22 protein-coding genes are annotated in these 23,500 nt (G+C 47.8%); 14 read left to right on the forward strand and 8 right to left on the reverse strand.

Annotated elements, in window-relative coordinates; genetic code table 11:
• The first annotated feature begins 5 nt into the window (after positions 1-5).
• The 3 genes from BLD48_RS04540 to BLD48_RS04550 are packed head-to-tail and all read left to right on the forward strand — an operon-like array spanning position 6 to position 3,010.
• Positions 6-923: an FTR1 family iron permease gene (locus BLD48_RS04540; RefSeq protein ID WP_071499127.1), complete on the forward strand. Its 918-nt coding sequence runs from the start codon at positions 6-8 to the stop codon at positions 921-923.
• Positions 920-2,302: a hypothetical protein gene (locus tag BLD48_RS04545; protein WP_071499128.1), complete on the forward strand. Its 1,383-nt coding sequence runs from the start codon at positions 920-922 to the stop codon at positions 2,300-2,302. The genes BLD48_RS04540 and BLD48_RS04545 overlap by 4 nt, the downstream gene beginning before the upstream one ends.
• 12 nt (positions 2,303-2,314) lie before the next feature.
• Positions 2,315-3,010: a phosphotransferase family protein gene (locus BLD48_RS04550; protein ID WP_071499129.1), complete on the forward strand. Its 696-nt coding sequence runs from the start codon at positions 2,315-2,317 to the stop codon at positions 3,008-3,010.
• Between the two features lie 253 nt (positions 3,011-3,263).
• Here BLD48_RS04550 and BLD48_RS04555 read toward each other — a convergent pair whose 3' ends face one another.
• Positions 3,264-3,824 carry a GNAT family N-acetyltransferase gene (locus BLD48_RS04555; RefSeq protein ID WP_071499130.1) on the reverse strand — a complete coding sequence of 187 codons (561 nt, stop codon included), beginning with the start codon at positions 3,822-3,824 and terminating at the stop codon, positions 3,264-3,266.
• An 80-nt stretch (positions 3,825-3,904) separates the two neighbouring features.
• Positions 3,905-4,516, reverse strand: a complete 612-nt coding sequence (locus BLD48_RS04560) for a YitT family protein (RefSeq protein ID WP_014971549.1) — start codon at positions 4,514-4,516, stop codon at positions 3,905-3,907.
• Positions 4,517-4,963: 447 nt separating this feature from the next.
• Here BLD48_RS04560 and BLD48_RS04565 point away from each other — a divergent pair, with 447 nt between their 5' ends.
• The 9 genes from BLD48_RS04565 (at position 4,964) to BLD48_RS04605 (ending at position 14,454) form a co-directional block, all read left to right on the forward strand.
• On the forward strand, positions 4,964-6,316 hold the full coding sequence (locus BLD48_RS04565) for an FAD-dependent oxidoreductase (protein ID WP_071499131.1): 1,353 nt from the start codon (positions 4,964-4,966) through the stop codon (positions 6,314-6,316).
• 226 nt (positions 6,317-6,542) lie between these two features.
• Positions 6,543-7,427, forward strand: a complete 885-nt coding sequence (locus tag BLD48_RS04570; protein WP_071499132.1) for an SDR family oxidoreductase — start codon at positions 6,543-6,545, stop codon at positions 7,425-7,427.
• A 123-nt stretch (positions 7,428-7,550) separates the two neighbouring features.
• Complete coding sequence (locus BLD48_RS04575) at positions 7,551-8,102, forward strand: maltose acetyltransferase domain-containing protein (protein WP_369825742.1); 552 nt, start codon at positions 7,551-7,553, stop codon at positions 8,100-8,102.
• Between the two features lie 100 nt (positions 8,103-8,202).
• The gene (locus tag BLD48_RS04580; RefSeq protein ID WP_071499134.1) at positions 8,203-9,093 is read left to right on the forward strand and encodes a hypothetical protein; all 891 of its coding nucleotides are present in this window, start codon (positions 8,203-8,205) and stop codon (positions 9,091-9,093) included.
• 11 nt (positions 9,094-9,104) lie between these two features.
• Positions 9,105-9,788: a response regulator transcription factor gene (locus BLD48_RS04585; RefSeq protein WP_071499135.1), complete on the forward strand. Its 684-nt coding sequence runs from the start codon at positions 9,105-9,107 to the stop codon at positions 9,786-9,788.
• A complete protein-coding gene (locus BLD48_RS04590; protein ID WP_071499136.1) occupies positions 9,785-11,050 on the forward strand; it encodes a sensor histidine kinase in 1,266 nt (421 codons plus the stop codon). Before BLD48_RS04585 ends, BLD48_RS04590 begins: the two co-directional genes overlap by 4 nt.
• Before the next feature lie 78 nt (positions 11,051-11,128).
• Entirely contained in the window at positions 11,129-12,208 is a 1,080-nt protein-coding gene (locus tag BLD48_RS04595; protein ID WP_071499137.1) for a site-2 protease family protein, read from the forward strand.
• Between the two features lie 170 nt (positions 12,209-12,378).
• Positions 12,379-13,770, forward strand: a complete 1,392-nt coding sequence (locus BLD48_RS04600; protein WP_071499138.1) for an MATE family efflux transporter — start codon at positions 12,379-12,381, stop codon at positions 13,768-13,770.
• A 108-nt stretch (positions 13,771-13,878) separates the two neighbouring features.
• Positions 13,879-14,454 (forward strand): exonuclease domain-containing protein, encoded by a 576-nt coding sequence (locus BLD48_RS04605; RefSeq protein WP_071499139.1) that lies wholly within the window; start codon positions 13,879-13,881, stop codon positions 14,452-14,454.
• 267 nt (positions 14,455-14,721) lie between these two features.
• Here the strand turns inward: BLD48_RS04605 and BLD48_RS04610 are convergent, their stop codons facing one another.
• The 3 genes from BLD48_RS04610 to BLD48_RS04620 all read right to left on the reverse strand — a co-directional run bounded on the left by BLD48_RS04610 (position 14,722) and on the right by BLD48_RS04620 (position 18,906).
• Positions 14,722-15,837, reverse strand: a complete 1,116-nt coding sequence (locus BLD48_RS04610; RefSeq protein WP_071499140.1) for an NADH-dependent flavin oxidoreductase — start codon at positions 15,835-15,837, stop codon at positions 14,722-14,724.
• 100 nt (positions 15,838-15,937) lie between these two features.
• Positions 15,938-18,046 (reverse strand): MMPL family transporter, encoded by a 2,109-nt coding sequence (locus BLD48_RS04615; RefSeq protein ID WP_071499141.1) that lies wholly within the window; start codon positions 18,044-18,046, stop codon positions 15,938-15,940.
• Between the two features lie 65 nt (positions 18,047-18,111).
• The gene (locus tag BLD48_RS04620) at positions 18,112-18,906 is read right to left on the reverse strand and encodes a hypothetical protein (protein ID WP_071499142.1); all 795 of its coding nucleotides are present in this window, start codon (positions 18,904-18,906) and stop codon (positions 18,112-18,114) included.
• A 115-nt stretch (positions 18,907-19,021) separates the two neighbouring features.
• Here BLD48_RS04620 and BLD48_RS04625 point away from each other — a divergent pair, with 115 nt between their 5' ends.
• Positions 19,022-19,201, forward strand: a complete 180-nt coding sequence (locus tag BLD48_RS04625; protein WP_014971562.1) for a YycC family protein — start codon at positions 19,022-19,024, stop codon at positions 19,199-19,201.
• A 64-nt stretch (positions 19,202-19,265) separates the two neighbouring features.
• Here BLD48_RS04625 and BLD48_RS04630 read toward each other — a convergent pair whose 3' ends face one another.
• Together BLD48_RS04630 and pulA are read right to left on the reverse strand one after the other, a co-directional pair.
• Positions 19,266-19,748 carry a site-2 protease family protein gene (locus BLD48_RS04630; protein WP_071499143.1) on the reverse strand — a complete coding sequence of 161 codons (483 nt, stop codon included), beginning with the start codon at positions 19,746-19,748 and terminating at the stop codon, positions 19,266-19,268.
• A gap of 237 nt (positions 19,749-19,985) precedes the next feature.
• Positions 19,986-21,998: a type I pullulanase gene (gene pulA, locus BLD48_RS04635; protein ID WP_071499144.1), complete on the reverse strand. Its 2,013-nt coding sequence runs from the start codon at positions 21,996-21,998 to the stop codon at positions 19,986-19,988.
• A gap of 161 nt (positions 21,999-22,159) precedes the next feature.
• On the opposite strand from pulA, the gene BLD48_RS04640 reads away from it, so the two are divergent.
• The gene (locus tag BLD48_RS04640; RefSeq protein ID WP_014971566.1) at positions 22,160-22,654 is read left to right on the forward strand and encodes a YajQ family cyclic di-GMP-binding protein; all 495 of its coding nucleotides are present in this window, start codon (positions 22,160-22,162) and stop codon (positions 22,652-22,654) included.
• A 49-nt stretch (positions 22,655-22,703) separates the two neighbouring features.
• Here the strand turns inward: BLD48_RS04640 and BLD48_RS04645 are convergent, their stop codons facing one another.
• On the reverse strand, positions 22,704-23,486 hold the full coding sequence (locus BLD48_RS04645) for a 3-hydroxybutyrate dehydrogenase (RefSeq protein ID WP_071499145.1): 783 nt from the start codon (positions 23,484-23,486) through the stop codon (positions 22,704-22,706).
• Between the last annotated feature and the right edge of the window lie 14 nt (positions 23,487-23,500).

A 23,500-nucleotide genomic window follows, 5' to 3' on the forward strand; every position in this document is an offset into this window, starting at 1 on the left:
GATACATGGATTTTCAGGCGTTTTTAATCACTCTTCGCGAATGTCTCGAAGCCGTCTTGATCGTCGGCTTGATTCTTGGTTACCTCGATCGGCTCAATGCACCACAATATAAAAAATGGGTCTACGCCGGTGTCGGACTTGCCTTACTCGCGAGTTTAGGTGTCGCCTTCTTGTTCCAAGTCGTCTTTACGAGTTTCGCAAGCTTCGGCAGTGATACGTATTTACGGCTTGGAATCATGATCATCTCTGTTTTCCTCTTAACCCACATGGTGCTTTGGATGGGCAAGGAAGCGAAGGAAAATCAACAAGCCTCACAAGCAAAAGTCGCTGCCGCCGTCTCAACGGGTAGTGCCATCACGATGATTGTGCATTCGTTCCTCGTCATCGTCCGGGAAGGGATTGAAACGGTCTTCTTCTTCGCTGCGATTTCTGGTGGAGAAATCGAAAAGGTCTTAACGAGTTATGGTGCCGTCTCCGGTCTCCTGCTCGCCTTGATCTTCGGTTACTTATTCGTCTCTGGAACGATGAAGATTCCCGTCAAACGCTTTTTCCAAGTGACCGGCGTCTTGATTCTGTTCATTGCTGCCGGCATGCTCGTTCAAACGATTGGCCGGTTCCAGGATCTTGGTCTGCTCGGCAGTCTGTTGACGAATGCGGACGGCACACCGGCCGCCCTCTACAACATCGTCGCCTTCATGCCGGAACACTATATCGATCAAGTCCAGTATTTGCGGGATACGGGCAACACGACGTTGATCAGCGGTCAAATCGGCACATTCATGGCTGCGATGTTCGGCTACAGCCATAATCCGTCCATCGAACAAGTTTTCGCTTGGTGGGGATACTTCGCTTTCGCCGGTTTCATGTTGATGCGTCAAAATCGCGCGCCAAAAACCGTCAAGAAACTGAAGGAGGTCTCGTGACGGTTCGAAGCGGTCATCCACAACGACGTGGACGATCGCTTTTTTTCATGTGTGTCGTTCTGATACTCGGTTGTCTCGCAGGACGCCTTTATTGGGTCAGCCCTTACGTTGCCAGCTACGATATCGCGAACTTCACATTGGCGGTCGGACAGTATGATTTGGCGAATTTGCAGCCACATTTCCCCGGTTATCCTTTTTTCATTCTGCTTGCGACGGGGCTCGCACGACTGGGGCTTGATCCTGTCCGTGCCCTTGGAGTTGTCTCGACTCTTGGATTTGCAAGCGGTCTTGTCCCACTCTATCTTTTATTCAAACGACATCCCTTCGATACGGTCCGGTTGCTTGCCGCTTTTACAGTCGTGTCGACGGCTTCCCTTGTCGTCTTATCCGCGACCGGGATGTCGGACGGCCTCGCACTCGGTGTCCTCTGTTGGTTTGTCTGGAGTGTCGAACGCGCACGGCAGGATCATTTCCGTCTTTTGCCGTACATCCTGTTCGGACTGTTGATGGCCACCCGTTTATCCTATGCACCGTTTGGGATCGTACTCTTGTTTTTACTGTGGCAAGTGCGGCGTGACACTTGGCAAGTGGTATCCGAAATCGCGGTCCTGCTGCTCGCCCAACTTGCCTGGCTGTTACCGGTCGCCTTCTCTGTCGGCGGACCGGCTTCCTTTGCCCAATTGTCACTCAGCTTCGTGACAGGTCATTTCTCGGACTGGGGAGGCACGGCACAAACGGATGAGGCCACCCTGCTGGAACGACTTGGATTGACGCTCAAACAAATTGTTTGGCATGGTCTTGGATTTGCCACTTGGATTGGTCTCGGATCGGGATTGTTCTTGTTTTGCCAACGTTTCCGTTCGTTCCCTCTCTGGTGGAGTGTTACCGGAACCGGTTATTTTCTCTGGGGCTGGTTTGCCCAAAACATCGATAAACCGCGGCATGTCTTACCACTCGTCTTACTGCTTGTGGTTTTACTCGTCCGCCGTCTGTCGGTCCGCTGGCTCGTTCCGTTTTTATGTATTCAATTGGTGATCGGAAGTATCGCTTTGTATCAACAAGCGACTACTAAAACGGCTACGATTCAGCTGGCGGAAGCCATTACCGCCTTACCGGCGTCCGCGACCATCTTTACGGATGAAGAAGAACGTCAGTTTTTAATGACACGTCCTGACGCCACCATCGTCCCGATTGGATCTGTCAGCAAATGGCGAGCGGAACCAAAATCACAGGAAGTCTACCTGACCGGACGATTGCTGGAACGGTTACGGGCAACAGATGTACCAATCGAAGTGACGGAAGTTTTCAGCTTTACGAGTGATCCCCGGTTCGAACCGGAGGATGCGGAAGCACGGCTGTACCGGATGATCTTACGATAAGGAGCGGATTTGATGAATATCATTGGAAACGGCAACACGGCAACGATTCAAGAAGAAACCGCGGCGATTGTTCGAAAGCAGTTTCACGCACACGTTCCGCATGCAGCGATCCAGCAGGAATTTCAAAATCATCTGTCCATCCAGAACCACTTTCCGATGACACCTCGTGTCTATAATCAAGTTGATCATTCCATTCGCATGGAGTATTTGAAAGGGGAATCCCTCGGAGATTTGATGAAACGTCATCCAGTTCGGATTCTCCGCTACATGACGACCATGGTCACCTTACACCAGCACCTCCACACGTTATCCGTCGACGGGTTACCGCGTCTTCAAGAACGGTATCTCGCTCACACTGCACTTGTAGCGGGACATACTTTATGTCATGGTGATTTTCACCCGTATAACCTGTTGCTTGTTAAAGAAGATGTCTATTTGATCGATTGGATGGATGCCTCCATCGGCAATCCACTGATGGACGTCGCCCGTACTTTTTTATTGTTCCGTTATGGGGGAAGAAGCTCTTTACGAAATCCGGCAGAACGCATTTTCCGATTCGTTCTCAGTCATTTGTACCGTGTCTATTATTTTAAGCGCATCAGGAAAGTGACAGGACTCGAGGCTTGTTTACGGCTGTGTGCAGCTTCCCGCTTGAAAGAGCAGATTACGCCTGTCGAATCCGTTCTGTTACAACGTTTTTTAAAGTGATGGATCCGGTTGACTCCAACGAGTCACAAATCATCGCCTCATAATTAAGCTGAACGTAAAAAAATCACTCTTTTCCATGCGTTTTCCTGTAGGAGTCGCGTGAAACGAGTGATTTTTTGAATCCAGATTCTTAGTGTGTCGATCTTAACAACTTAACGAAACGTCGTTAAGAAGCAGACAAGACGAAAAAAAGCGAAGTCTTGTCTGCGTATCAACGAATCTTGAAACGAATTCGAAGTACTTCCCTCGTCATTCAAGTTGAATACGGTCGTTCCATATAATCAAATTGTCCACCGCTGATCTCAATCTTCTTGACCGGGACGAATCCAAGACGCCGATAAAGGCGTTGCGCACCAGCATTCGTCTGATCCGCATTTAACGTAAACGCCCGTAATCCACGCCGCTCCCCTTCGTCCGCCGCTGCCTGCAACAGCTCAGACCCAATTCCTTTTCCACCATATGCTGCATCAACCGACAACGTATCCAGATAAAAGACGTTTCCTTCCGTCTCCTGATCAATCTGCACCTCTTGTCCTGTCCACTCAAGCAGCTGACGTTTAATCGGATCATCCAACTGTGCCGCATCCACTCCCGCGTATGCGATGACGATGCCAACGACATTCCCGTCGAGCTCCTTGACGAGAATATTCTCGTGACTGAGCCGGTTTCCCGTTTGCGTAACAAACAGCGCGAGCCGTTCCAAAATCAATTCCTTCTCCTGTGTTCCCGTCAGTGTCTCAGCAATTTCATGAATCGCCTGTTCAATCAACGGTGCGATTTGATCCGCGTCATTGGCAGTTGCTTGTCTAATCATCGATTTTGCCCCTTTCTTCTCTTTTATATCCTAAAACAAAATCCCTCCTGTCGTCAGGAAGGATTTTGCTTCGTTTCATTTCATTTCAGTTCAGCTACTGGAACCGGTACGACGACCGGTTCGCGTGTCATGACCGAAACGACACGTCCCGCAATTGCGACTGCGAGCAATGTATACAACGTTAAACTCAACGGCAGATAGACGAGTGAGATAACGAGGACGATGGCATCAAGACCAAATAAAATCGTCCCGATTGATAAGCCGGTCAGTTTACTAAGGCCCATCGACAACAAATCGTCTCCTCCTGTTGCCGCGCCACTTTTCAGAACGAGACCAAGACCATAGCCGGTCACAATTCCACTGGCGACAGCAGCGATCAGTGTTGCCGGCCATGCCTGTTCCGGAAAATGAAACAGATCCAGTCGGTACCACATTTCGTAAAACAGCGACAATGCGCCTGCCGATACGAGTGCTTCACTGACAAAACGTTTTCCTTTAAAATATAACGCTCCGATAAAAAACGGAATGTCGAGTACGATCATCGAAATCGATGGATTAATGTCAAAAAAGTAACGTCCAAGTAAAGACAGACCGATAAATCCGCCTTCTGCTAATCCAAATTGTTCATTCAAGGTGTAGTAGCCGAACGCCATAAGTAGCGTTCCACTTAAGATGGTTATGATTCGTTTCATGTGTTATTGTCCTCTCCCGTATCTTCCATGGGAGAGATTGTAGTTGTCCCGTTTGGGTATTCATCTATTTTCGCTCTCCCTGATTTTTTTCAAGCCATTACCTTCCTGTTCAATGAAGATTGGCACTGCTAAAAATCAGGTAAGCTGAATAGATGATCGATCCTCTCGGTATCCATCGGTTTCCACCCTTTCGTTTAGTTCTCTGTTTCATTATAACCCGAACTTCAGAAACTAAAACAGTTTTACACGTTTTTAACAGAAACGATACAGATGAACAATCTATATCATAGCTCCTCGAAATCCAATTTGCTCACTCATTCACAATTTGGACATTATTATGCTCAACGGTGAACAAACTACTTGAAAACAACATTGTGAAGTAATACACTAAGGATATCAAATGAATGTGATATTTATCACAAACAAAACAAAAAGGGGACTTTACTCATGAAAGTAGCAGTCATCGGTTGTACACACGCGGGAACAGCAGCAGTTAAAGAATTGACTTCACAGCACGAGCAACTGGATATCACCGTTTACGAACGAAACGATAACGTCTCATTCCTTTCTTGCGGAATTGCACTTCATGTCGGTGGTGTCGTCGAGCATGCGGAGTCACTGTTTTATTCTTCACCGGATGAACTGGCTGAGCTTGGTGCCGAGATGCGCTTAAAACATGATGTTCTCGAAATCGACAGCACGAATCAAACGATTGTTGCCAAAAACCTCGTAACGGGTGAAACCGTTCATGATACGTACGATAAATTGATTATGACGACTGGTTCATGGCCGATCATCCCGATGTTGCCTGGGATTGAACTGAATCAAATTGAGCTCTGCAAAAACTATCACCACGCGCAAACCATCATCAAAAAAGCAACGGATGCCCAACGGATTACCGTCGTCGGTGCCGGTTACATCGGTGCTGAATTGGTTGAAGCATTCGAAGCATACGGCAAAGATGTCACGTTCATCGACAGTGCCGACCGGATTTTAAATAAATACTTGGATCGTTCATTCACGGATATCATTGAAAGTGAATTGACAGACCGTGGCATTCACCTCGAGTTGAACCAGACCGTTCAAAGCTTTACCGGCGTGGACGGTAATGTCACACAAGTCGTCACGGATAAAGGAACGTTCGAAACGGACCTCGTCATTCTCTGTGTCGGCTTCCGACCAAGTACGGAACTGTTAAAAGGACAAATCGATATGTTGCCGAACGGAGCAATCATCGTCGACGACTATATGCGGACCAGCAATCCGAACATCTTTGCTGCCGGTGACAGCTGTGCCGTCTACTATAATCCGGCTCGGACACACGCTTATATTCCGCTCGCCACAAATGCTGTCCGAATGGGAACACTCGTCGGGAAAAACTTACTCGCTCCGACGATCCGCTACCAAGGCACACAAGGAACGTCCGGTCTCCGGTTGTATGACTTGAACATTGCTTCGACCGGTCTGACAGAAGATGCTGCCCCGTTCTTCGGTTTAGAAGTGACAAGTACGACGGTTCAAGATGCCTACCGTCCTGAGTTCATGCCGACAGCTGAAAATGTCCAACTGAAACTTGTGTATGAAACTACGACTCATCGTGTCGTGGGTGCACAAATCATCTCAAAAGTCGACCTCACCCAGGCGATGAATACATTGTCGGTCGCGATTCAAAATGAGATGACGCTTGAAGAACTCGCTTTCGTCGACTTCTTCTTCCAACCACACTACAACAAACCATGGAACTTACTGAATCAAGCAGCTTTACAAGGGATGAAAGAACTGACATCGGAACGTGTCTGATCGGTCAACTACCCCATCTTTAATCAAAATCGGAGTTCACACATGTGGACTTCGATTTTTTTATTTGCTCTTTGTCCGCTTCGGTTAGTTATTGCTACAGCTTTATTGAGCGCACTTCTCCACTTGAAGAAAACTTCACTTGATTAATCAATTGACGTTTAGACGTGAAGTGACAGGGAACATACTTCTTATGCAAATCAAACCACTACCTAGGAGGAATCAGTTCATGTCACAGTCTAACAATCCACTTACACAATATTTTAATGATGACTTCCCGAAACAATATCAGGAGGCGCCGGCTGTCCAGGCAAAAATGGAACCCGTTCCCGATTGTGGTGAAGAAAGCTACAAAGGATCCGGTAAATTAAAAGGTAAAAAAGCTTTGATTACAGGAGGCGATTCCGGAATCGGCCGTGCCGCTGCCATCGCTTATGCCCGTGAAGGTGCCGATGTGTTCCTCAATTATCTGCCGGAAGAACAACAAGACGCTGAAGAAGTCAAAGCACTTGTCGAAGCTGCCGGGCAAAAAGCTTACTTACTGGCGGGCGACCTCAGTGATGAAACGTTCTGTCAACAACTCGTCAAAGAAGCACACGAATCACTTGGCGGAATTGATATTCTGGCACTCGTCGCCGGCAAACAGCAAGCCGTCGAGGACATCATGGACCTATCGACGGAACAACTTCGTAAAACATATGAAATCAACGTTTTCTCTTTGTTCTGGGTCGTTAAAGCTGCTCTTCCGCTGTTAAAAGAAGGCGCATCGATCATCACGACGACTTCGGTTCAAGGCTACAACCCAAGTGCGAACCTGCTTGATTATGCGTCAACGAAATTTGCCATCAACGGCTTTACACGAGGACTTGCGAAACAAGTCGCGCCAAAAGGCATCCGCGTCAATTCTGTTGCACCGGGTCCAATCTGGACACCATTGCAAATCTCAGGTGGTCAACCAAGCGAAAACATTCCGGAATTCGGTCAAGACACGCCGCTTAAACGGAGTGGGCAACCGGTCGAACTTTCGAGCGTCTATGTCTTCCTCGCTTCAGATGATGCCAGTTATGTCACGGCACAAATTTATGGTGTCACAGGCGGAATTGAACTCGCTTAATTGAATGCTAGAGTAAAAAGCGGTTTTGATGGCGACATCAAAATCGCTTTTTTTTGGTATCAGTTGCTTCTCCCCGTCCGGTTTAGTCTAATGAAGGTATACATATGATAGGAGATGATTCATGTGACAGAAAAAGAAAAGATGATTCAAGGTCAGTTGTATTTGGCAGGAGATGCGGAGCTCGTGGCCGATCGGAAACGGGCCCAGGTGCTTTGTCATCAATTTAACCAACTCAGCATCGAAGAATTGCCTGCCCGAAAATCTCTCCTGCAACAACTTTTACGGACGGAACAAACGGATTTTTACATCGAACCTTCTTTTAAATGTGATTATGGTTACAACATCACGCTTGGTGCCCGGTTTTATGCCAATTACGATTGTGTGCTGCTCGACATTTGTCCGATTACGATTGGCGACAACTGTATGCTTGCTCCGGGCGTCCACATTTATACAGCGACGCATCCGTTAGATCCGGTCGAACGCAACAGCGGTTATGAATTCGGGAAGCCGGTTGTCATCGGAGACAACGTCTGGATCGGCGGACGTGCCGTCATCACTCCAGGTGTGACGATCGGGGACAATGCCGTCATCGCGGCCGGAAGTGTCGTCGTCAAAGATGTCGCTCCGAACACTGTCGTCGGCGGGAATCCTGCCCGTTTCATCAAACTGATTTGATTTCTCATCAAATTTTAATCTAATCCTCAGTCTCCTCTCACTTGCGGGCGCTATTCTAAGAATAAGAAAAGCAGCTACCACTACTGAGGAGGAAATCATCATGACAAACAAAAAACGTACGGATAAACCAAAAAAGAATTTTGTAAAACGCGGTCTCGCTTCAATCGCCATCACAGGAACCGTTTTGACAGGGGCTGGCGCCTTCTTACTGTTCACCGGTCCGGGACATTCTCTCATCAATTCAGGCGTCACGACTTCAGAACAAGTTGAACAAAAAGTCGAAGCGGCTTCAACAAAAGTTTCAAGTAACGTCAAGCAATCGCTTCCGAGTGCATTTCGGGATGATCAAGAAATAGAAGGAACGTTAAAAGAAGTATCCGACACATCGGTGACACTCACACAAAATGGAACGGATCAATCGTATTCGTTTGCCTCATCTGCCGAAATCGAACAAGCTACGGCCGGCGATTGGATTAAACTTGAACTCAATCAGGACGGTCTTGTCCGGGAACTCGAACGTGAAGATGATCGGGATGGTCGAGATGACGATTCATCCGACGCTGACCGCAATGAAGTCACCGGTGTCGTCAAAGAACTGTCCAATGAACAAATCGTCTTGACTCAGAATGGTTCGGATCAAACGTACCGTTTCATCGAGCGAGCAGAGATCGACCAAGCGCAAGTCGGTGATACCGTCAAACTTGAACTGACTCAAAACGGTCTCGTCCGGGAGCTCGACCGTGAAGATGCGGATGATCGGGACGACCGGAACGATGGCCGTCAAGAAGACGATGTGGCTGAAGACCAAGACATCCGCGGTTCATTGATCCGTGTGACGGACACACAAGTCGTCATTGAACAAAACGGCAAAAATGTGACGTTTGAACGGGCACAAAACATGGAACAGGATGATGATGTAAAGATTGATTCACAAGTCGAACTTGAGTTGAACGGATCGAAGCAAGTGACAGAAATCGACGAACAGTCGTAAGGAGGAACTCTATGGCACCGACCATCTTAATCGTCGAGGACGATTCGAAAATCGCCCGACTACTTGAACTGGAATTAAACCATGCCGGATATGCGACGCGTGTCGCCTCAAACGGTAAAGATGGCTTAGTAGCTGCTGAGAACGACATCGATCTCGTCCTACTCGACGTGATGATGCCGGAGCTCAGCGGCTTCGAGGTGCTTCGACGGCTCCGTGGAAAAGGCAATCCGGTTCCCGTCATCTTATTGACGGCACGAGGCGAAGTGTATGACAAGGTCGCAGGGCTTGATCTCGGCGCCAATGATTATGTGACGAAACCGTTTGAAATCGAAGAATTGTTGGCACGTATCCGGGCCTTACTCCGCTTGACGACACGTGCCGCCGTCGAAACCAATCAGCTTCATTATGCCGATGTCTTATTAGATTTGGACCGGCATGAAGCGTTTCGCAACGACGCCCCACTTGATTTGACGCCACGCGAATTCGATTTGTTGTCCTATCTGATGGAAAACAAGGAACACGTCTTGACCCGTGAGCAAATCCTCAATCGGGTCTGGGGATATGATTATTTCGGGGAAACGAACATTGTCGATGTCTACATTCGGTATTTACGTAAAAAAATCGATCGTAGTCAATCGCCTTTGATCCAGACGGTTCGTGGGATCGGTTATGTCTTAAGGGAGGAGAAGGGATGAAGTTACGAACCAAACTAGCGTTATCGGTGACGTTGTTCACGACACTCTTGTTGCTGTTCTCTTTTCTAGTCGTCACCTATGTCGTGCGCGATCACTTGATCGAATCCCGCTTCACTCAACTCGAACAGGCCGAGGAGCTGATGGAGGATGATTCCTCGACCCGTGCCTTATTGACGTTGCATGAAGATTCCGTCGTTCTGTCCCGTAACGACGGACGCTGGGTCATCGCAAACGATGAAGAGGATGATGATTCCGCGACAGTCAACGGTGATGTCCGGGCACGCGATCTTCCCGGTATTCCGACGACAAGGGACGAACCGTTTAAATCCGGCAATTGGTTTGGTATCGTCCATGAGGATCAAACCTATCTGTTTGAAGACGACACGGTCGATGAAACGGTTTCGACCTTGATCTTCGCCTTCTCGATCGTCTTGGTCATCGCTCTCATCATCGCCTTTCTCAGCAGTTTCTTCATCGCCTATCAGACGTTACGCCCCCTCCGTCAACTCAGTCAGACGATGGAACGGATTTCTGACTCGGGCACACTCGAGACCGTTCCCGAACAACAAAATGATGAAATCGGGCAGCTCGGAAAAGTCTTTAACCGGATGATCGGACGGGTCGACCAAACAATGGAACAGCAACGGCAGTTCGTCGCTGACGTCTCCCATGAGATGAAGACGCCGCTGACCGTCATCGAAGGATATGCGAAGCTTCTAAAACGCTGGGGGAAAACGAATCCGGATGTTCTCGAGGAGTCAATCAGTAACATCCTGAACGAAACGCATACGATGCGGAGCGGACTGATTGAACCGATGCTCGAACTATCCCGGCTCGAATACGGAGAAACGACGACGGAAACCATTGATCTCAAACAACTGGGTACGGAAGTCGCTGACCGGATGCACCATGCGTATGCGGTTGACATTCCAGTTGATGCAACCGGTACCGTCATCGCGAACAACGAAGCACTTGTCCGGATTTTGACGATTTTCATCGACAATGCGATTAAATACGCGAAAGATCCAGAACTCCTTCTCCGACCGGAACGACTCGAAGTTCTCGATCACGGAACCAACTTATCGGTGGAGCAGCGCGCTCGTCTGTTCGATCGGTTTTACCGGCTCGACGAAGCACGGGATCGCTCCGGCAGCGGTCTGGGACTTTCGATCGCCGCTGCATTAGCGGAGCACCATCATCTATCCGTCGGTAGTGAAGCACGTTCTGGCGGTGGAAGTTGTTTCTATATTACGTTCCATTGACACCTGAAACGAAACTTTCCTTTGTCATTTAGCGTACACTAGGGGTAGTAGTCAGATGATGAAGGAAGGTTATGAACGATGGATAAAAAACGCTGGGGAGGCCTAGCCGTCGCAGGTGCATTTTTGCTTTCGAAAGGTAAAGTCCTACTCGCTCTCTTAAAGTTCTCTAAATTTGGCGGAACGTTAATCTCGTTCGGCATTTCGTTATTGTTTTATGCACAAATTTTTGGCGTCTGGTTTGGTGTCGGTTTGCTGTACCTCCTGTTCATTCATGAGATGGGGCACTTAGCGGCTGCCAAACGGCTTGGCTTCAAGACGGGACCGGCGATTTTTGTTCCGTTCATGGGTGCTGTCATCGGTATCAAGGATACGTTCCGGACACCAAAACAAGAAGCGATTTTAGCCTACGGAGGTCCGCTTGCCGGATTACTGTCACTGATTCCGCTTTTGATTGGTTATGCGTTGACGGGGAACGAGTTTTGGCTCGTCATCTTCCACTTGGGGGCTTTGTTAAACCTGTTCAACCTGTTGCCGGTCAGTCCGCTTGACGGTGGACGGATTTTAGCCGGTCTGCCGATCGTCGTCTGGGTAGCGGGTCTCGCTGCACTGATTGCCTACGGCATCACGCATTTCAGCATCATCCTGTTACTCATCGCCTTCTTAGGCGGCAGTGCCGTCTGGAAACGATACCGTTTCGCGAAACAATATGAAGACAACAAATCCATCCTGATGTTGTATCGTGCTGCCCGCAGTCGTGTCCTTCAAGCAAAAGTCGAGCAAGAACAACTTGCAGCAATCGAGACAACGGACGAACCATCTGTTGAACAAACAGACGATAATCCCGTCTCGACCTATGATCCGATCGCCTGGTCACTCCGGCACGATCTCCAGGATTTACGGAGCGCCAGTCCGGAAGAAGCGAAAAGTGCTGCTGACGACTTGTTACGTTATCAATATGATTCCGCCAACGACTATGATGCGTTATTACGCCGGCTTGATCAACGGATCGAACCATTGCTCGAAGCTGAAAAATCGGTCGAATATCATCAGATGCCGAAAAAACAACAGACGATTACCTTAGTCGCTTACCTGGCACTTGGCGCGATTCTCTTCATTGCTTTCGAATACTCAAAAGGATATCTTCCGACTCCGTCTTAAAATGCAACCGTGTGAAACAGGCATTCCTCCAGTTTTGGACGGGATGCTTTTTTCGATCAAAAAAATCATTTTGCACATTGCCTGATTCGATTGCTTGCATCCGTTCAGCGAAGCGACTAATCTGAATGAAAATCAATCTACCTGTTTTAGAAAAAGGAGGCTCTCCTCATATGATGAATAAAAATACGGCCCAACTAGGAGAAGCACCCATTAATAAACTTCTGATCGGGCTGTCGCTCCCGGCGATGATTGGTATGCTCGTAACTGCCCTCTACAATATCGTCGATACGATTTTTGTGGCTCAAGGCATTGGGACAGCTGCCGTCGCGGCTGTTGGAATTGCGTTTCCCGTCCAGCTCGTCTTGATGGCGATCTCCAATTCGGTCGGAATCGGTGGGGCAGCAATTGCTTCACAACGGCTTGGTCAAAAAAATCTGGCTGGTGCGAGTCGCGCCTATGCCAACGTCTTGATGGTTGTCTTCGTCGTCAGTATGCTCGCGATTGTGGCTGCCTTCATCTTCGTCGAACCGTTGTTGCGTCTGTTCGGAGCGACACCCGAAATCATGCCGTACAGCATCGACTTCTTACGTGTCCTGTTACTCGGTTCCCCATTCTTCATGCTGACGATGGCATCCAGCGCCATGTTGCGGGCAGAAGGTCGGGCTAGTTATCAGATGCGTGTCATGCTGACGACGGTCGCGATCAATATCGTCTTGACGCCGCTGTTTATCTTCGGACTCGACTGGGGGATTCAAGGAGCGGCACTTGGAACGGTCGTCGCTCAAATCGTCGGTTCGATCCTGATTTTCCGGTTCTTTTTCACAAAAGCAAAAAAGACGAGTTTGATATTGAATCGAGAAGCATTCCGCTTTGATCCGAAACTGGTTGTCCGGATGGGACAAATCGGATCGTCCTCTTTCATCATGCAAGTTTCACAGTCCATTTTATTCATCACGGTCAATCATATGTTGGTGCGTTATGGCGGGACGACGGAACTTGCGACATTTGCCGTCATCAATAAATTCATGGCACTGGTCGGCATGCCGATCATGGGGATTGTCCAAGGGATGCAACCGATCGTCGGCTACAATTTTGGTTCGAAACAGTTTGATCGGATGTCACAAGCCATCAAATTGGCAATCCGCTACGGCTTGACGTTATCGATCACGCTCTGGCTGTTGATTCAACTGTTCCCTCGTTTTTGGGTCGGGATGTTCACGGAAGATACGACGTTACTTAACGATGGTTCGACGGCGATGCGGATTCTTTTTGCGATTTCGTTTGTCTATGGCATTCAGATGATCATCAACGGGATGTACCAATCGCTCGCCAAGGCAAGGGTCGCCTTGTTCCTGTCCCTCTCTCGGCAAACGTTATACACGATTCCGCTCGTCTTGATCTTGCCCATCTTTTTCGGAGTTCAAGGCGTCTGGTTCGCTTTCCCGATTGCCGATTTGATGGCTGTCTTGACGGCTGTCGTCTTTGCCTATCGTGACCGGATCTTGCTCTTTAAACCGGATGAATACGCGGAACCGGAAACAAAAGCCGTACAAGCAAAATAACCAACAACCCGTTAACCTACACGTTGACGGGTTGTTTTTACGTTCGTCAAAAGGCGAACATGCATTCCGAAGCATAATGCGGTATGCTGTTAAAAAAGGAGGGATGGTATGTCACAACCGTATACACTCGCGATTGATTTTGAAACGGCTAACCGGAACAGCCGCAGCATCTGTGCCTTCGGATGGTCTGTTTTATCCGAGGGGAAAGTTATAACAAGCCAACAAGTCTTGATCAATCCGGAGGAAGATTTTGATGCCGGCAACATCCGGGTCCACGGCATTCGCCCGATTGACGTCTGGGATGCGCCGGCCTTACCGGAAGCAATGGCAACACACGGCTTATTTGAATTGATCGAAAATGCAGAACTCATCGTCGCTCATAATGCGGCATTCGACATGGGTGCACTCCAAAAAGCGATTCAAAAGTATGACTTGTATCAAATGCCGTCTTTTCAGTACGGCTGTACGGTCAAGTTATCACGGAAACTGTATCCGTGGTTGCCGAACCACAAGTTAAATACGATGGCGGAGTTTTTAAATGTCTCGTTTAAGCACCATGATGCCAAAGAAGATGCTTACATCTGTGCCTTGTTGCTACAGGATATGTTTGACCGGACAAATATCGAACATCCAGTCGAACTGCACCGCTTTTGTGGTGTCCGGATGGGCGAAGTCGCCTACTAATAAAGTTTTTTACTCTGGGATGACTTATATCCTCACGCGACGACTCCTACAGGAAAGAAGCGTTTGTTCGCTCGAAATCGCTTCCTAGGGAAAAACAAGCAGGAGCAACCCTGCAGTGAAGCGATGCTTGTCCCAGGAAAACGATTCGAGGCGAACAAAAAAACGATTTTTCTCGTTTAAGAGAAAAATCGTTTTTTGTCTTCAGTCTGAGGTGGCAGATTTGAAATCTGCCACCTTTTAAGTCGACTTTTTTAGTCTTTTTATCGTTTATTTCGTGGTTTGTTTGATCGGGAACCAGCCTGGACGACCTGTAATTCCAGCCCAGAGTGCATCCGGTACGACAAGTTCTGCTTGTGTCGACGGATCAAGTTCAGTCCGGATTGAATCCATTTCGCCTGCTTCGACTTTTTCGACCCATTTCGGTTCCATGATCAACTCACGACCAAGGGCGACGAGTGGCACGACTTCAAGCGAACGCTCGACTTCTTCCAGTGTGTGGAGTGAACCGACACCGATGACAGGAACCTGTTGTCCGACACGCTCTTGCACAAGGCTGATCGGCGAACGGGTTTCGTTTTGATCACGAATCGATCCAGCAAAGAAGTCCATGACCGACACATGCAAGTAGTCGAGGTCCTTTTTCGCAAGTGCATCGACGAGTTGCATCGTGTCCTCTAGTGTAATCCCTGGGTTTTCGACTTCTTCTGGTGAGAAGCGGTAACCGACGATGAACGACGGATCTTGTTTCGCGACAGATTCGACCGCATCGACGACTGCGAGTGGGAAAGCAAGACGTTTTTCGAGACTTCCACCCCACTTGTCGTCACGACGGTTTGAGTGTGGCGAGACGAATTGTTGAATTAAGTACGTGTTCGCACCATGAATCTCCACTCCGTCAAATCCGGCTTCCATCGCACGGCGTGTTGCTTGACCAAACGCTTCGATGATGGCTTCGACTTCTTCTGCTTCGAGTGCACGCGGTGTCATTGCCCCTTCACGTTCAGGTGCCACTGCGCTCGCACTGACCGTTTGTCCACCAACGAGTTCTGGTGGTGCCATACGACCGGCATGGAAAATTTGCAGAATTGCTTTTGCGCCTTGATCTTGAATCGTTGTTGCGAGACGTCTTAGACTCGGAATCAATTCATCGCGCTCTGCCCCAAATTCATTTGGGAACCCTTGACCGTCTGCCGTGACGTTGGCACATGCTGTGATGACTGCACCGACTCCACCTGAACGTGCTGCGTAATACGCAAGCTCCGCTTCCGAGACTTCACCGTTTTCTTCCGCCGCGTAGTTTGTCATCGGCGCCATCATGATCCGGTTCTTTAGTGTCACTCCGTTTGGAAGTGTAAACGTATCAAACATCTTTTCATTAGCCATTGAAGCATATCCTCCTCTGAAATCTTAACTTGAATATCGTCAGTATACGCCCGTGTTCCGTCAAATGACTAATGATGTGCCTAGCCGATGTTCAGCCAGATCATCCCATACGATGTTTACGTTTTCTCCGTCCACCCGGCCACCACCAGTTCCAATGTCCAAAAAGTTTCATCAGCGCCGGAACGAGGAACATCCGGACAATCGTCGCATCGATGAAGATCGCAAGCGCGATGCCGACGCCAAGTTGCTTGATCGGACTGACTCCTGTAAAGGCAAATGCCCCGGTGACGACAATCATGATCAAGGCAGCAGATGTGATGATTTTGCTTGTCTTCGCCAGTCCCATTTCCGTCGCAAGATCATTATCGCCTGTTTCTTCATAGTACTCCTCCATCCGCGAGACGAGAAAGACTTCGTAATCCATCGAGAGACCGAACACGAGTGAGAAGATGAAGACCGGTGTTAAAATCCCAATCGTGTCTGCCGGGAACACGAGACCTGATTCGAAGATGATGACAAGTAGACCAAACGTCGCTCCGAGGCTCAGTAAATTCATCAGGATCGCTTTGATCGGAATCAGAATCGATTGAAAGGCAATCAACAAGATGATGAATGTTGCCAATAAGACGATTCCAAGCGCGAGTGGCATCTTCGAATAAATTTCATCATAAATTTCTTGATTAAAGGCAGCAGGCCCTCCGACTTGATATCCTTGCTCGCGGATTTCGCGAACCCAGGCTTGGGATGTCTTATCTCCAGGATCCCCTGTTAAATTGACATTCACCCGGGCGATTCCACTGTCGAAGGCGACCAATGAAGCGAGTTGTTGTTTCCCTTGATCACTAGCGACGATTTGGGAGACATCCAGACCGCTTGCTTCCGCGAGTGACGTTGCCGATACTACACCACGTACGCCTTCGTCTGCCTCCAGACGTGTCGTCAACGCTTCCAGCTGCTCGAGTCCTTGTTCTGTTTGAAAATCAGCTTTTAGCAAAACAACGGCATCTGTCCCATCATTGCCAAACGTTTTTTCCCAAGCCTCGAACGCAAGGCGCGATTCATAGTCTTCTGGTAAAGCACTCGCTTGTGGAATATTCAGTTCCAGGTCACGGAGCGGGATTAAGCAAGGTAACAGTAAGAGTAAGGAAAACAAGGTAATCGCAACGGGACGCTTCATTACGAAACGGGCCAGCTTTCGCCATCTGACTTCTCCTTGTTCTGAATCCGTTTTAAAAATCCGACCTTTTTCCAGCCATTTACCTAAAAGGGCCAGCAAGGCGGGAAGTAATGTGACTGCACTGACGACTGCCCCTAACACCGAAACTAACGTTCCGATCGCGACAGCTTGAAAAACATCGACATCAATCACAAGTAGTCCGGCCAGACCTACGAATACACAAATCCCCGAAAATAAAATCGATCGTCCGGCGGTTGCAACGGACACTTCCGCCGATGTCGTGATGGACCGTCCGCCTGCTCGTTCTTCCCGAAAACGATTGACGTACAGCAAGGAAAAATCGATTCCCAGTGCGAGGGAAATCATGGCGACGGCATTTAAGACAAAGATCGATAATTCCTGTTGACCGGCAATAAAATAAAGTGTTCCTGCACCAAAGATAAACGTGACGAGTCCCATGATGAGCGGTAAGATCGCAGCAAGTGGTGTTCCGAACACAACAAGTAACACAAGGAGTGCTGCTGGAACACCAATCAATTCAGCCCGGACTAAATCATTTTTCGAAGCTGTGTTCAAATCATCGACGATCAACGGTTCCCCGGTCAGACGGATTGAACTGCCGTCATGCGGATCAAGCTTTTCTTCCACCGCGTTCACCCACGATGGTTCAATGTTGGGTATACCAATCGATACATATCCTTTCCCGTCCTTCAAGGCGTCCGGATTCTCCTTTAATCCAACGACCTGTCCGACCCCTTGAATCGTTCGAAATGCCGTGACATGACGTTCCATGTCTTCTCGGATTACTTTCTCTTCTCCCTCAAACAACACGATGATTTGATGGGGGTCTTGATTGAACTCACGCTCCAATACCCGTTCCACTTGCTGAAATTCACCGTCCCGTGTAAAGCCGTTTCCTTTGAGTTGATCCGGAAGTTGCACTGCAAAATAACCAAGTCCGATTAAGATGATCAACCAGATCACGCTGATACTTTTTCGAAAACGCACTACTTGTCGGCCAAACCGTTCCATCGTTCATCGCTTCCCCTCTTTTCGCGTACAAGAAACACATCCTTTTGGTATGACAAAGGATGTGTTTACGTCTTTTGAAAAATCTGTAGCCACGTATTTCCGAAATTCGACGAGGTCGAGACGATGGCAAGCCGTTGTGCTGCTTCATCTAACAATACCGTCTTGAGCAACACCGATGACTGACAACCATCAAATTTGAATTTCAGTTGGTCTTTTTCATATAGATAAAAGCGAGTCGCATCCGTAATTGAAAAGAGATGCTGCCGACTGTCCACAAGCAAATATTCATCATACTCCGAAAACGGAATAATCTGTTCTTGTTCTGTGACGGCATCCCAAATGACATATCTCGATTGTGTCAGGTCATAGGAGATCATCGTCCCTGGCACAATCAGACGTTCAAACGCAAACCGTGGATCATATCCACGCTCAATCAGGCGTCCCAGTAAAGGAGCTTCATCATAATCTGAAAACGTCCCTTCCTGTTTTTCAAAACAATATCGCACGACATCGGTCTCAGCTGAATATATAAAAATGCTGTCATCTTGCCATTCATACAGGTTACTGAACCACGCATCTGCAAAAATAGCGGGGCGATCCATATACTGAAGACATCCATCTCTTAAATCAAGTAAACCAAAGATTGATGTTTCTTCAAAAACGATGAACACACGGTATCCGTCTGGTTCAAAATACCAAGTAAAGGGAATATACGCACATGCTGTTTCCCATCGTATTCTCAAGTCTGAATCACATTTCGTAAATCCGCCTTGATCTCGATATAAAATCAGATCATCACCACACCGATCGAATAGTGAAACAGACTCATGGAGCAACAGCTCAGCGGCTGGTTTATACATACGCATCACTTCCTACTTCTTACGGTATCAACCTTCGCTGTTTCTAGCTACTGTCGATGCGCTCGGCGAGCACGTCCTGTATACTAAAACTAAACCAAAAGGAGGAACCTTTATCATGAAACCCCTACAACTATCAGCAGATACCGCTGTCGAACTTTCAAAACGTCTTAATGTGCCACTCGAACAGTTGATGCACATGCCACGACACATCCTGATTCAAAAACTGGTCGAATTAGAAAGTGAACAATCTAAATCATCCACTGAAGAGGAAACACCACCTTCAAAAGAACTATGACTAAAAAATGCCCTTCTCTCTTGCGATCATCGCTTGAAAAGAAGGGCATTTGCTATTCATCCGATTAAGCTTGTGGATTGTACTTCGATTTTCCGTAACGGAAGACGTTGACGATTGCTTTCCCATCACTCGGATATCCGTTTGGATGATCAATCGGGAACAGCGAAAAGAAGATAAAGTAAAACGAGAAGTACGCAAATTGATACGTAAAAATCGAAGCCTCGAACACACCGGCATAAATCAGACCATTGATTACTAAAATACTGATTAAGTTAAAAATCGCACCACCGGCATAAACGGTAATGTTCGTAAATTTATTTTCATGACGAAGCGCCTCATACTGGCACCATCCGTCCCAAAAGTAGACACGATTCAGACGGATCGGTCCGACCCGTAACAAGGATTTTCCGGATCCGATATTGATTTCCATGTTACCGCCAAACAAACGTGCAAAAAAGTAATGCCCCATCTCATGGATCAATGTGACAATCGGTAATAACAGAAAAAACGAGAAGAAAAATTTCCAGATATCATTAAAACCAAACATATAAGACGTACATCCTTTCAGAAACCAACACTCTAAATACTACTTTTACAGTATGTTCCCCGAAGTACTAAAATGAAACAGAAATCACTTAAAATCATTAAGTCAATCCGATGACACCGCAACACGACTGTCATGCTTTTCATCCACTTATACATTTCAACAAAAAAATCGAAGCTCACTTAAAGTGAACCTCGATTTCCCCAGCATCCCATTTTTCTCAAACAGATTATGCTTTGTTTAGTTTTGTTTCTTTCGTCGTTTACTCGCTGCATACAATAAACCAAGAACCGTCAGCGCGGCTCCACCTGCGACCGCGTACTTCTTATAGTCCGACTTCCGTTCTGCAATCACCGTCGTCGTCAACGCTTTGACGACGATTTCTTTTTCTTCATGCAGACGGGGTGCGTGGATCTTCACAATACCTTCTTCGACGAGGACTTCAAATTCTCCGCTCGGTAACGTGATTGTCACATCCTGCTCTGTTGCATTGTGATAAACACGTTGCCGCTCGACATATCCTTCATACGTCCGTTTCAGTTCGTAGGCGATGATGCCTTCTCCCTCTTCAAGGAAACGGAGATGTTTACGGATCATCGCGGTGTTTTCTAACCGGAACATCGGATATTGACGACGCAATGCGATCAATCCTTTGACGTATTCGACACTATAACGGAATTGATCTGCCCGTTCGTAATCCAGTCGATTCACGACTTCACCCGCATTGAAGCTGTCGCGAATCCCGTTTTTCGTCCGGAAAAATTCTTGTCCTGCATGTAAAAATGGAATGCCTTGTCCTGTCAAGATGATGGCATTCGCGAGCATCTGTCGCTTCCTGCGAATCTCATCCGTATCTTCCGGGCGTGATACCGACAGTTTATCCCAAATCGTTAAATCATCGTGTGCTTCGACGTAAGAAACGACTTGATTCGGTTCATCCGCGAATCCTTGTGAAGATACGTTACCAGCGATTCCCCGTTTGACCTCATTTGTCCGCTCGAAAGCACCGCTGATGAATCCGCGATCCGTCGGTGTTTGGACATCTCCTTTGATCCCGTCACGTAATCCGTTGTTGAAGTGAGCGATTCCCGGCATCTGTGGTGCATTAAAGTAATTGGCTTTGTTTTCCGGCGCTAGTGGCGTATCAAGATCCCACCCTTCACCGATGATCAAAATCGAAGGATCAACACGATCGAGCGCGTGACGCACTTGATTCATCGTCTCGACATCGTGTAACCCCATCAAATCAAATCGGAATCCGTCGAGGTGATATTCCTTTGCCCAATAGGTCACGCAATCGAGGATGAACTTCCGCATCATGAAACGTTCTGATGCCGTGTCATTTTCACAAAAACTGCCGTTCGACAGCGTACCATCTGCTTCGTGGCGGTAAAAGTAGCCGGGCACGAACTGACCAAGCGGTGCCGTTTCCGCGTCATACACATGATTAAAGACGACATCCATCACGACACGGATCCCCCGGTCATGCAAGGCCTGAATCAAAGCTTTCAGCTCGCGGATCCGGACTGTCGGATCGTCCGCGTTCGACGCATACGAACCTTCCGGCGCAAAATAATTGACCGGATCATATCCCCAATTGTAGTTGTCCGGATCATTCGTGACCGATTCATTCACTGAACCAAAATCATAGATCGGCAGGAGTTGGACATGGGTCACTCCAAGGTCTGCTAAATAATCGAGACCGGTCAAGCCACCAGTCGGCGTCCGTGTGCCTGCCTCCGTCAATCCGCGGAACGTGCCTCGTTCGATGACACCACTCGCCGGATGGCTTGTCGCGTCTCGGACATGTAGTTCATAGATGACCGCATCTTGTGAGGAATGGAACAACGGGCGTTCTTCAATCCAACGGTCCGGTTGTATCGTGGACGGATCGATTAATGCCCCCCGTTTGCCATTCGTCCCGACTGCTTTTGCGTAGGGATCCACTGCTTCGACCTTTTGTCCGTTGATGCTGGCTTGAAACGTATAAAAGTAACCTTCATACACAGCACGATTCAGTTCAACGACGAATGTCCCTTTCGTATCTGGCGTCAGTTCGATTTCTTCGACTTTTCTTGCCCGTAATGTCCGGTACAGTCGAATCGCAACACGTTCTGCCGTCGGTGCCCACAGGCGAACCCGTATCGTCGTCTCGTCAAACGTCGCTCCTAAATCCGATCCTTTATAGGCATATCGCTCATCCAACTCTTCTGGTGTGAGCGTCAACATATCTGCTGTTTGTTTCAAAGCCATGCACCCCTTTCATTTCATGGTTTTTATTATAGCAAAATTTCACACGGGTGAACGTTTCGACTGTCTACCTTTGTCGTTCTTTTCATGTAACTTCATTGAGAAGACAGAGCATTTCCGGACAAATATGCTAAAATGGTTGTGGAACGAAAGGGGAGATTTAAATGGCAGCAAAAGATAATTCATTCGACATCGTGTCACAAATCAACATCGAGGAAGTCAAAAATGCGATGCAAGTCGCTTTAAAGGAAATCACGAACCGCTTTGACTTTAAAGGCTCGAAAAGTGATATGAAACTGGAGAAAGAGGATTTGATCCTCATCTCGGATGACAACTTCAAACTCGATCAAGTCAAAGACGTTTTGACAGCAAAACTCATCAAACGTGAAGTCCCGACAAAAAACCTGCAGTATGAAAAGGTCGAACAGGCCGCCGGTAATACCGTTCGTCAACGTGTCATCCTCAAAAGCGGGATCGACCGCGATGATGCGAAAAAAATCAACAACGCCGTCAAGGAATCGAAACTCAAAGTCAAAACACAGATTCAAGACGATCAAATCCGTGTCACGGCCAAATCACGTGATGACCTGCAACAAGTCATGCAAATCGTCCGTGAATTATCGTTATCGGTTGACGTCCAGTTCATCAACTTCCGTTAACTACAAAAATCCCCTTTCTCCGAGCTGGAGAAAAGGGACTTTTTTGTGCTTATTGAGCCGTATACCCACCATCAAGCACAACGGCTTGACCGGTCACACCTGCTGCTTTATCACTTGCTAAGAAGATCGCATAGTCTGCGATTTCTTTTACTTGAAGTAAACGGTGTTGCGGCACCAATGGATAGATGACTTCTTCGAGTACACGGTCGAGTGGCACATTCCGTGTCTCTGCGAGAGAAGACAATTGTTTTTGGACGAGTGGTGTATCGACATACCCCGGACAAATCGCATTGACGGTAATGCCAGACGTCGCACCTTCAAGTGCTGCGACTTTCGTCAAACCGATGACGCCGTGTTTTGCACTGTTATAAGCGGCTTTACCGGCAAATCCGATCAATCCATTAATCGATGACATATTTAAGATTCGACCAAATCCTTGTTTTTTCATGATCGGGAAAACATATTTTGTATACAGGAACGGTGCCCGTAACATGATGCTTTGCAGTAAATCGAATTTTTCGGTCGAGAACTCTTCGATCGGTGAGACATGTTGCATACCGGCATTGTTGATGACGATATCGATGCGTCCGTAATGTGTCATCGTCTGTTCGATGCTCGACTTGATGGCTGCTTCACTCGTCACGTCCCCCGCTACCGCAAAAGCTTCGAATCCTTTACTTTGAAGTGCCTCCGCCGCTTGTTTCGCTGCGTTTTCCTGTAAATCGACGATGACGACTTTTGCGCCTTCTTGGGCAAATTCTTCCGCAATTTCAAGACCGATCCCACTTGCTGCTCCGGTAATCAAGGCTACTTTTCCTTCAAGTTGTTTCATCTTCATCTACTCCT

Source organism: Exiguobacterium sp. KRL4 (genome assembly GCF_001870785.1).
Taxonomy (GTDB): Bacteria; Bacillota; Bacilli; order Exiguobacteriales; family Exiguobacteriaceae; genus Exiguobacterium_A.

Bases quoted from the DNA above. Each gene is read 5' to 3' on its own strand.
- BLD48_RS04615 (WP_071499141.1), bottom strand. From the start codon at position 18,046: ATGGAACGGTTTGGCCGACAAGTAGTGCGTTTTCGAAAAAGTATCAGC.
- BLD48_RS04570 (WP_071499132.1), top strand. From the start codon at position 6,543: ATGTCACAGTCTAACAATCCACTTACACAATATTTTAATGATGACTTC.
- BLD48_RS04550 (WP_071499129.1), top strand. From the start codon at position 2,315: ATGAATATCATTGGAAACGGCAACACGGCAACGATTCAAGAAGAAACC.
- BLD48_RS04595 (WP_071499137.1), top strand. From the start codon at position 11,129: ATGGATAAAAAACGCTGGGGAGGCCTAGCCGTCGCAGGTGCATTTTTG.
- BLD48_RS04610 (WP_071499140.1), bottom strand. From the start codon at position 15,837: ATGGCTAATGAAAAGATGTTTGATACGTTTACACTTCCAAACGGAGTG.
- pulA (WP_071499144.1), bottom strand. From the start codon at position 21,998: ATGGCTTTGAAACAAACAGCAGATATGTTGACGCTCACACCAGAAGAG.
- BLD48_RS04590 (WP_071499136.1), top strand. From the start codon at position 9,785: ATGAAGTTACGAACCAAACTAGCGTTATCGGTGACGTTGTTCACGACA.
- BLD48_RS04580 (WP_071499134.1), top strand. From the start codon at position 8,203: ATGACAAACAAAAAACGTACGGATAAACCAAAAAAGAATTTTGTAAAA.
- BLD48_RS04560 (WP_014971549.1), bottom strand. From the start codon at position 4,516: ATGAAACGAATCATAACCATCTTAAGTGGAACGCTACTTATGGCGTTC.
- BLD48_RS04630 (WP_071499143.1), bottom strand. From the start codon at position 19,748: ATGTTTGGTTTTAATGATATCTGGAAATTTTTCTTCTCGTTTTTTCTG.
- BLD48_RS04625 (WP_014971562.1), top strand. From the start codon at position 19,022: ATGAAACCCCTACAACTATCAGCAGATACCGCTGTCGAACTTTCAAAA.
- BLD48_RS04620 (WP_071499142.1), bottom strand. From the start codon at position 18,906: ATGTATAAACCAGCCGCTGAGCTGTTGCTCCATGAGTCTGTTTCACTA.
- BLD48_RS04540 (WP_071499127.1), top strand. From the start codon at position 6: ATGGATTTTCAGGCGTTTTTAATCACTCTTCGCGAATGTCTCGAAGCC.
- BLD48_RS04640 (WP_014971566.1), top strand. From the start codon at position 22,160: ATGGCAGCAAAAGATAATTCATTCGACATCGTGTCACAAATCAACATC.
- BLD48_RS04565 (WP_071499131.1), top strand. From the start codon at position 4,964: ATGAAAGTAGCAGTCATCGGTTGTACACACGCGGGAACAGCAGCAGTT.
- BLD48_RS04600 (WP_071499138.1), top strand. From the start codon at position 12,379: ATGATGAATAAAAATACGGCCCAACTAGGAGAAGCACCCATTAATAAA.
- BLD48_RS04555 (WP_071499130.1), bottom strand. From the start codon at position 3,824: ATGATTAGACAAGCAACTGCCAATGACGCGGATCAAATCGCACCGTTG.
- BLD48_RS04605 (WP_071499139.1), top strand. From the start codon at position 13,879: ATGTCACAACCGTATACACTCGCGATTGATTTTGAAACGGCTAACCGG.
- BLD48_RS04585 (WP_071499135.1), top strand. From the start codon at position 9,105: ATGGCACCGACCATCTTAATCGTCGAGGACGATTCGAAAATCGCCCGA.
- BLD48_RS04645 (WP_071499145.1), bottom strand. From the start codon at position 23,486: ATGAAACAACTTGAAGGAAAAGTAGCCTTGATTACCGGAGCAGCAAGT.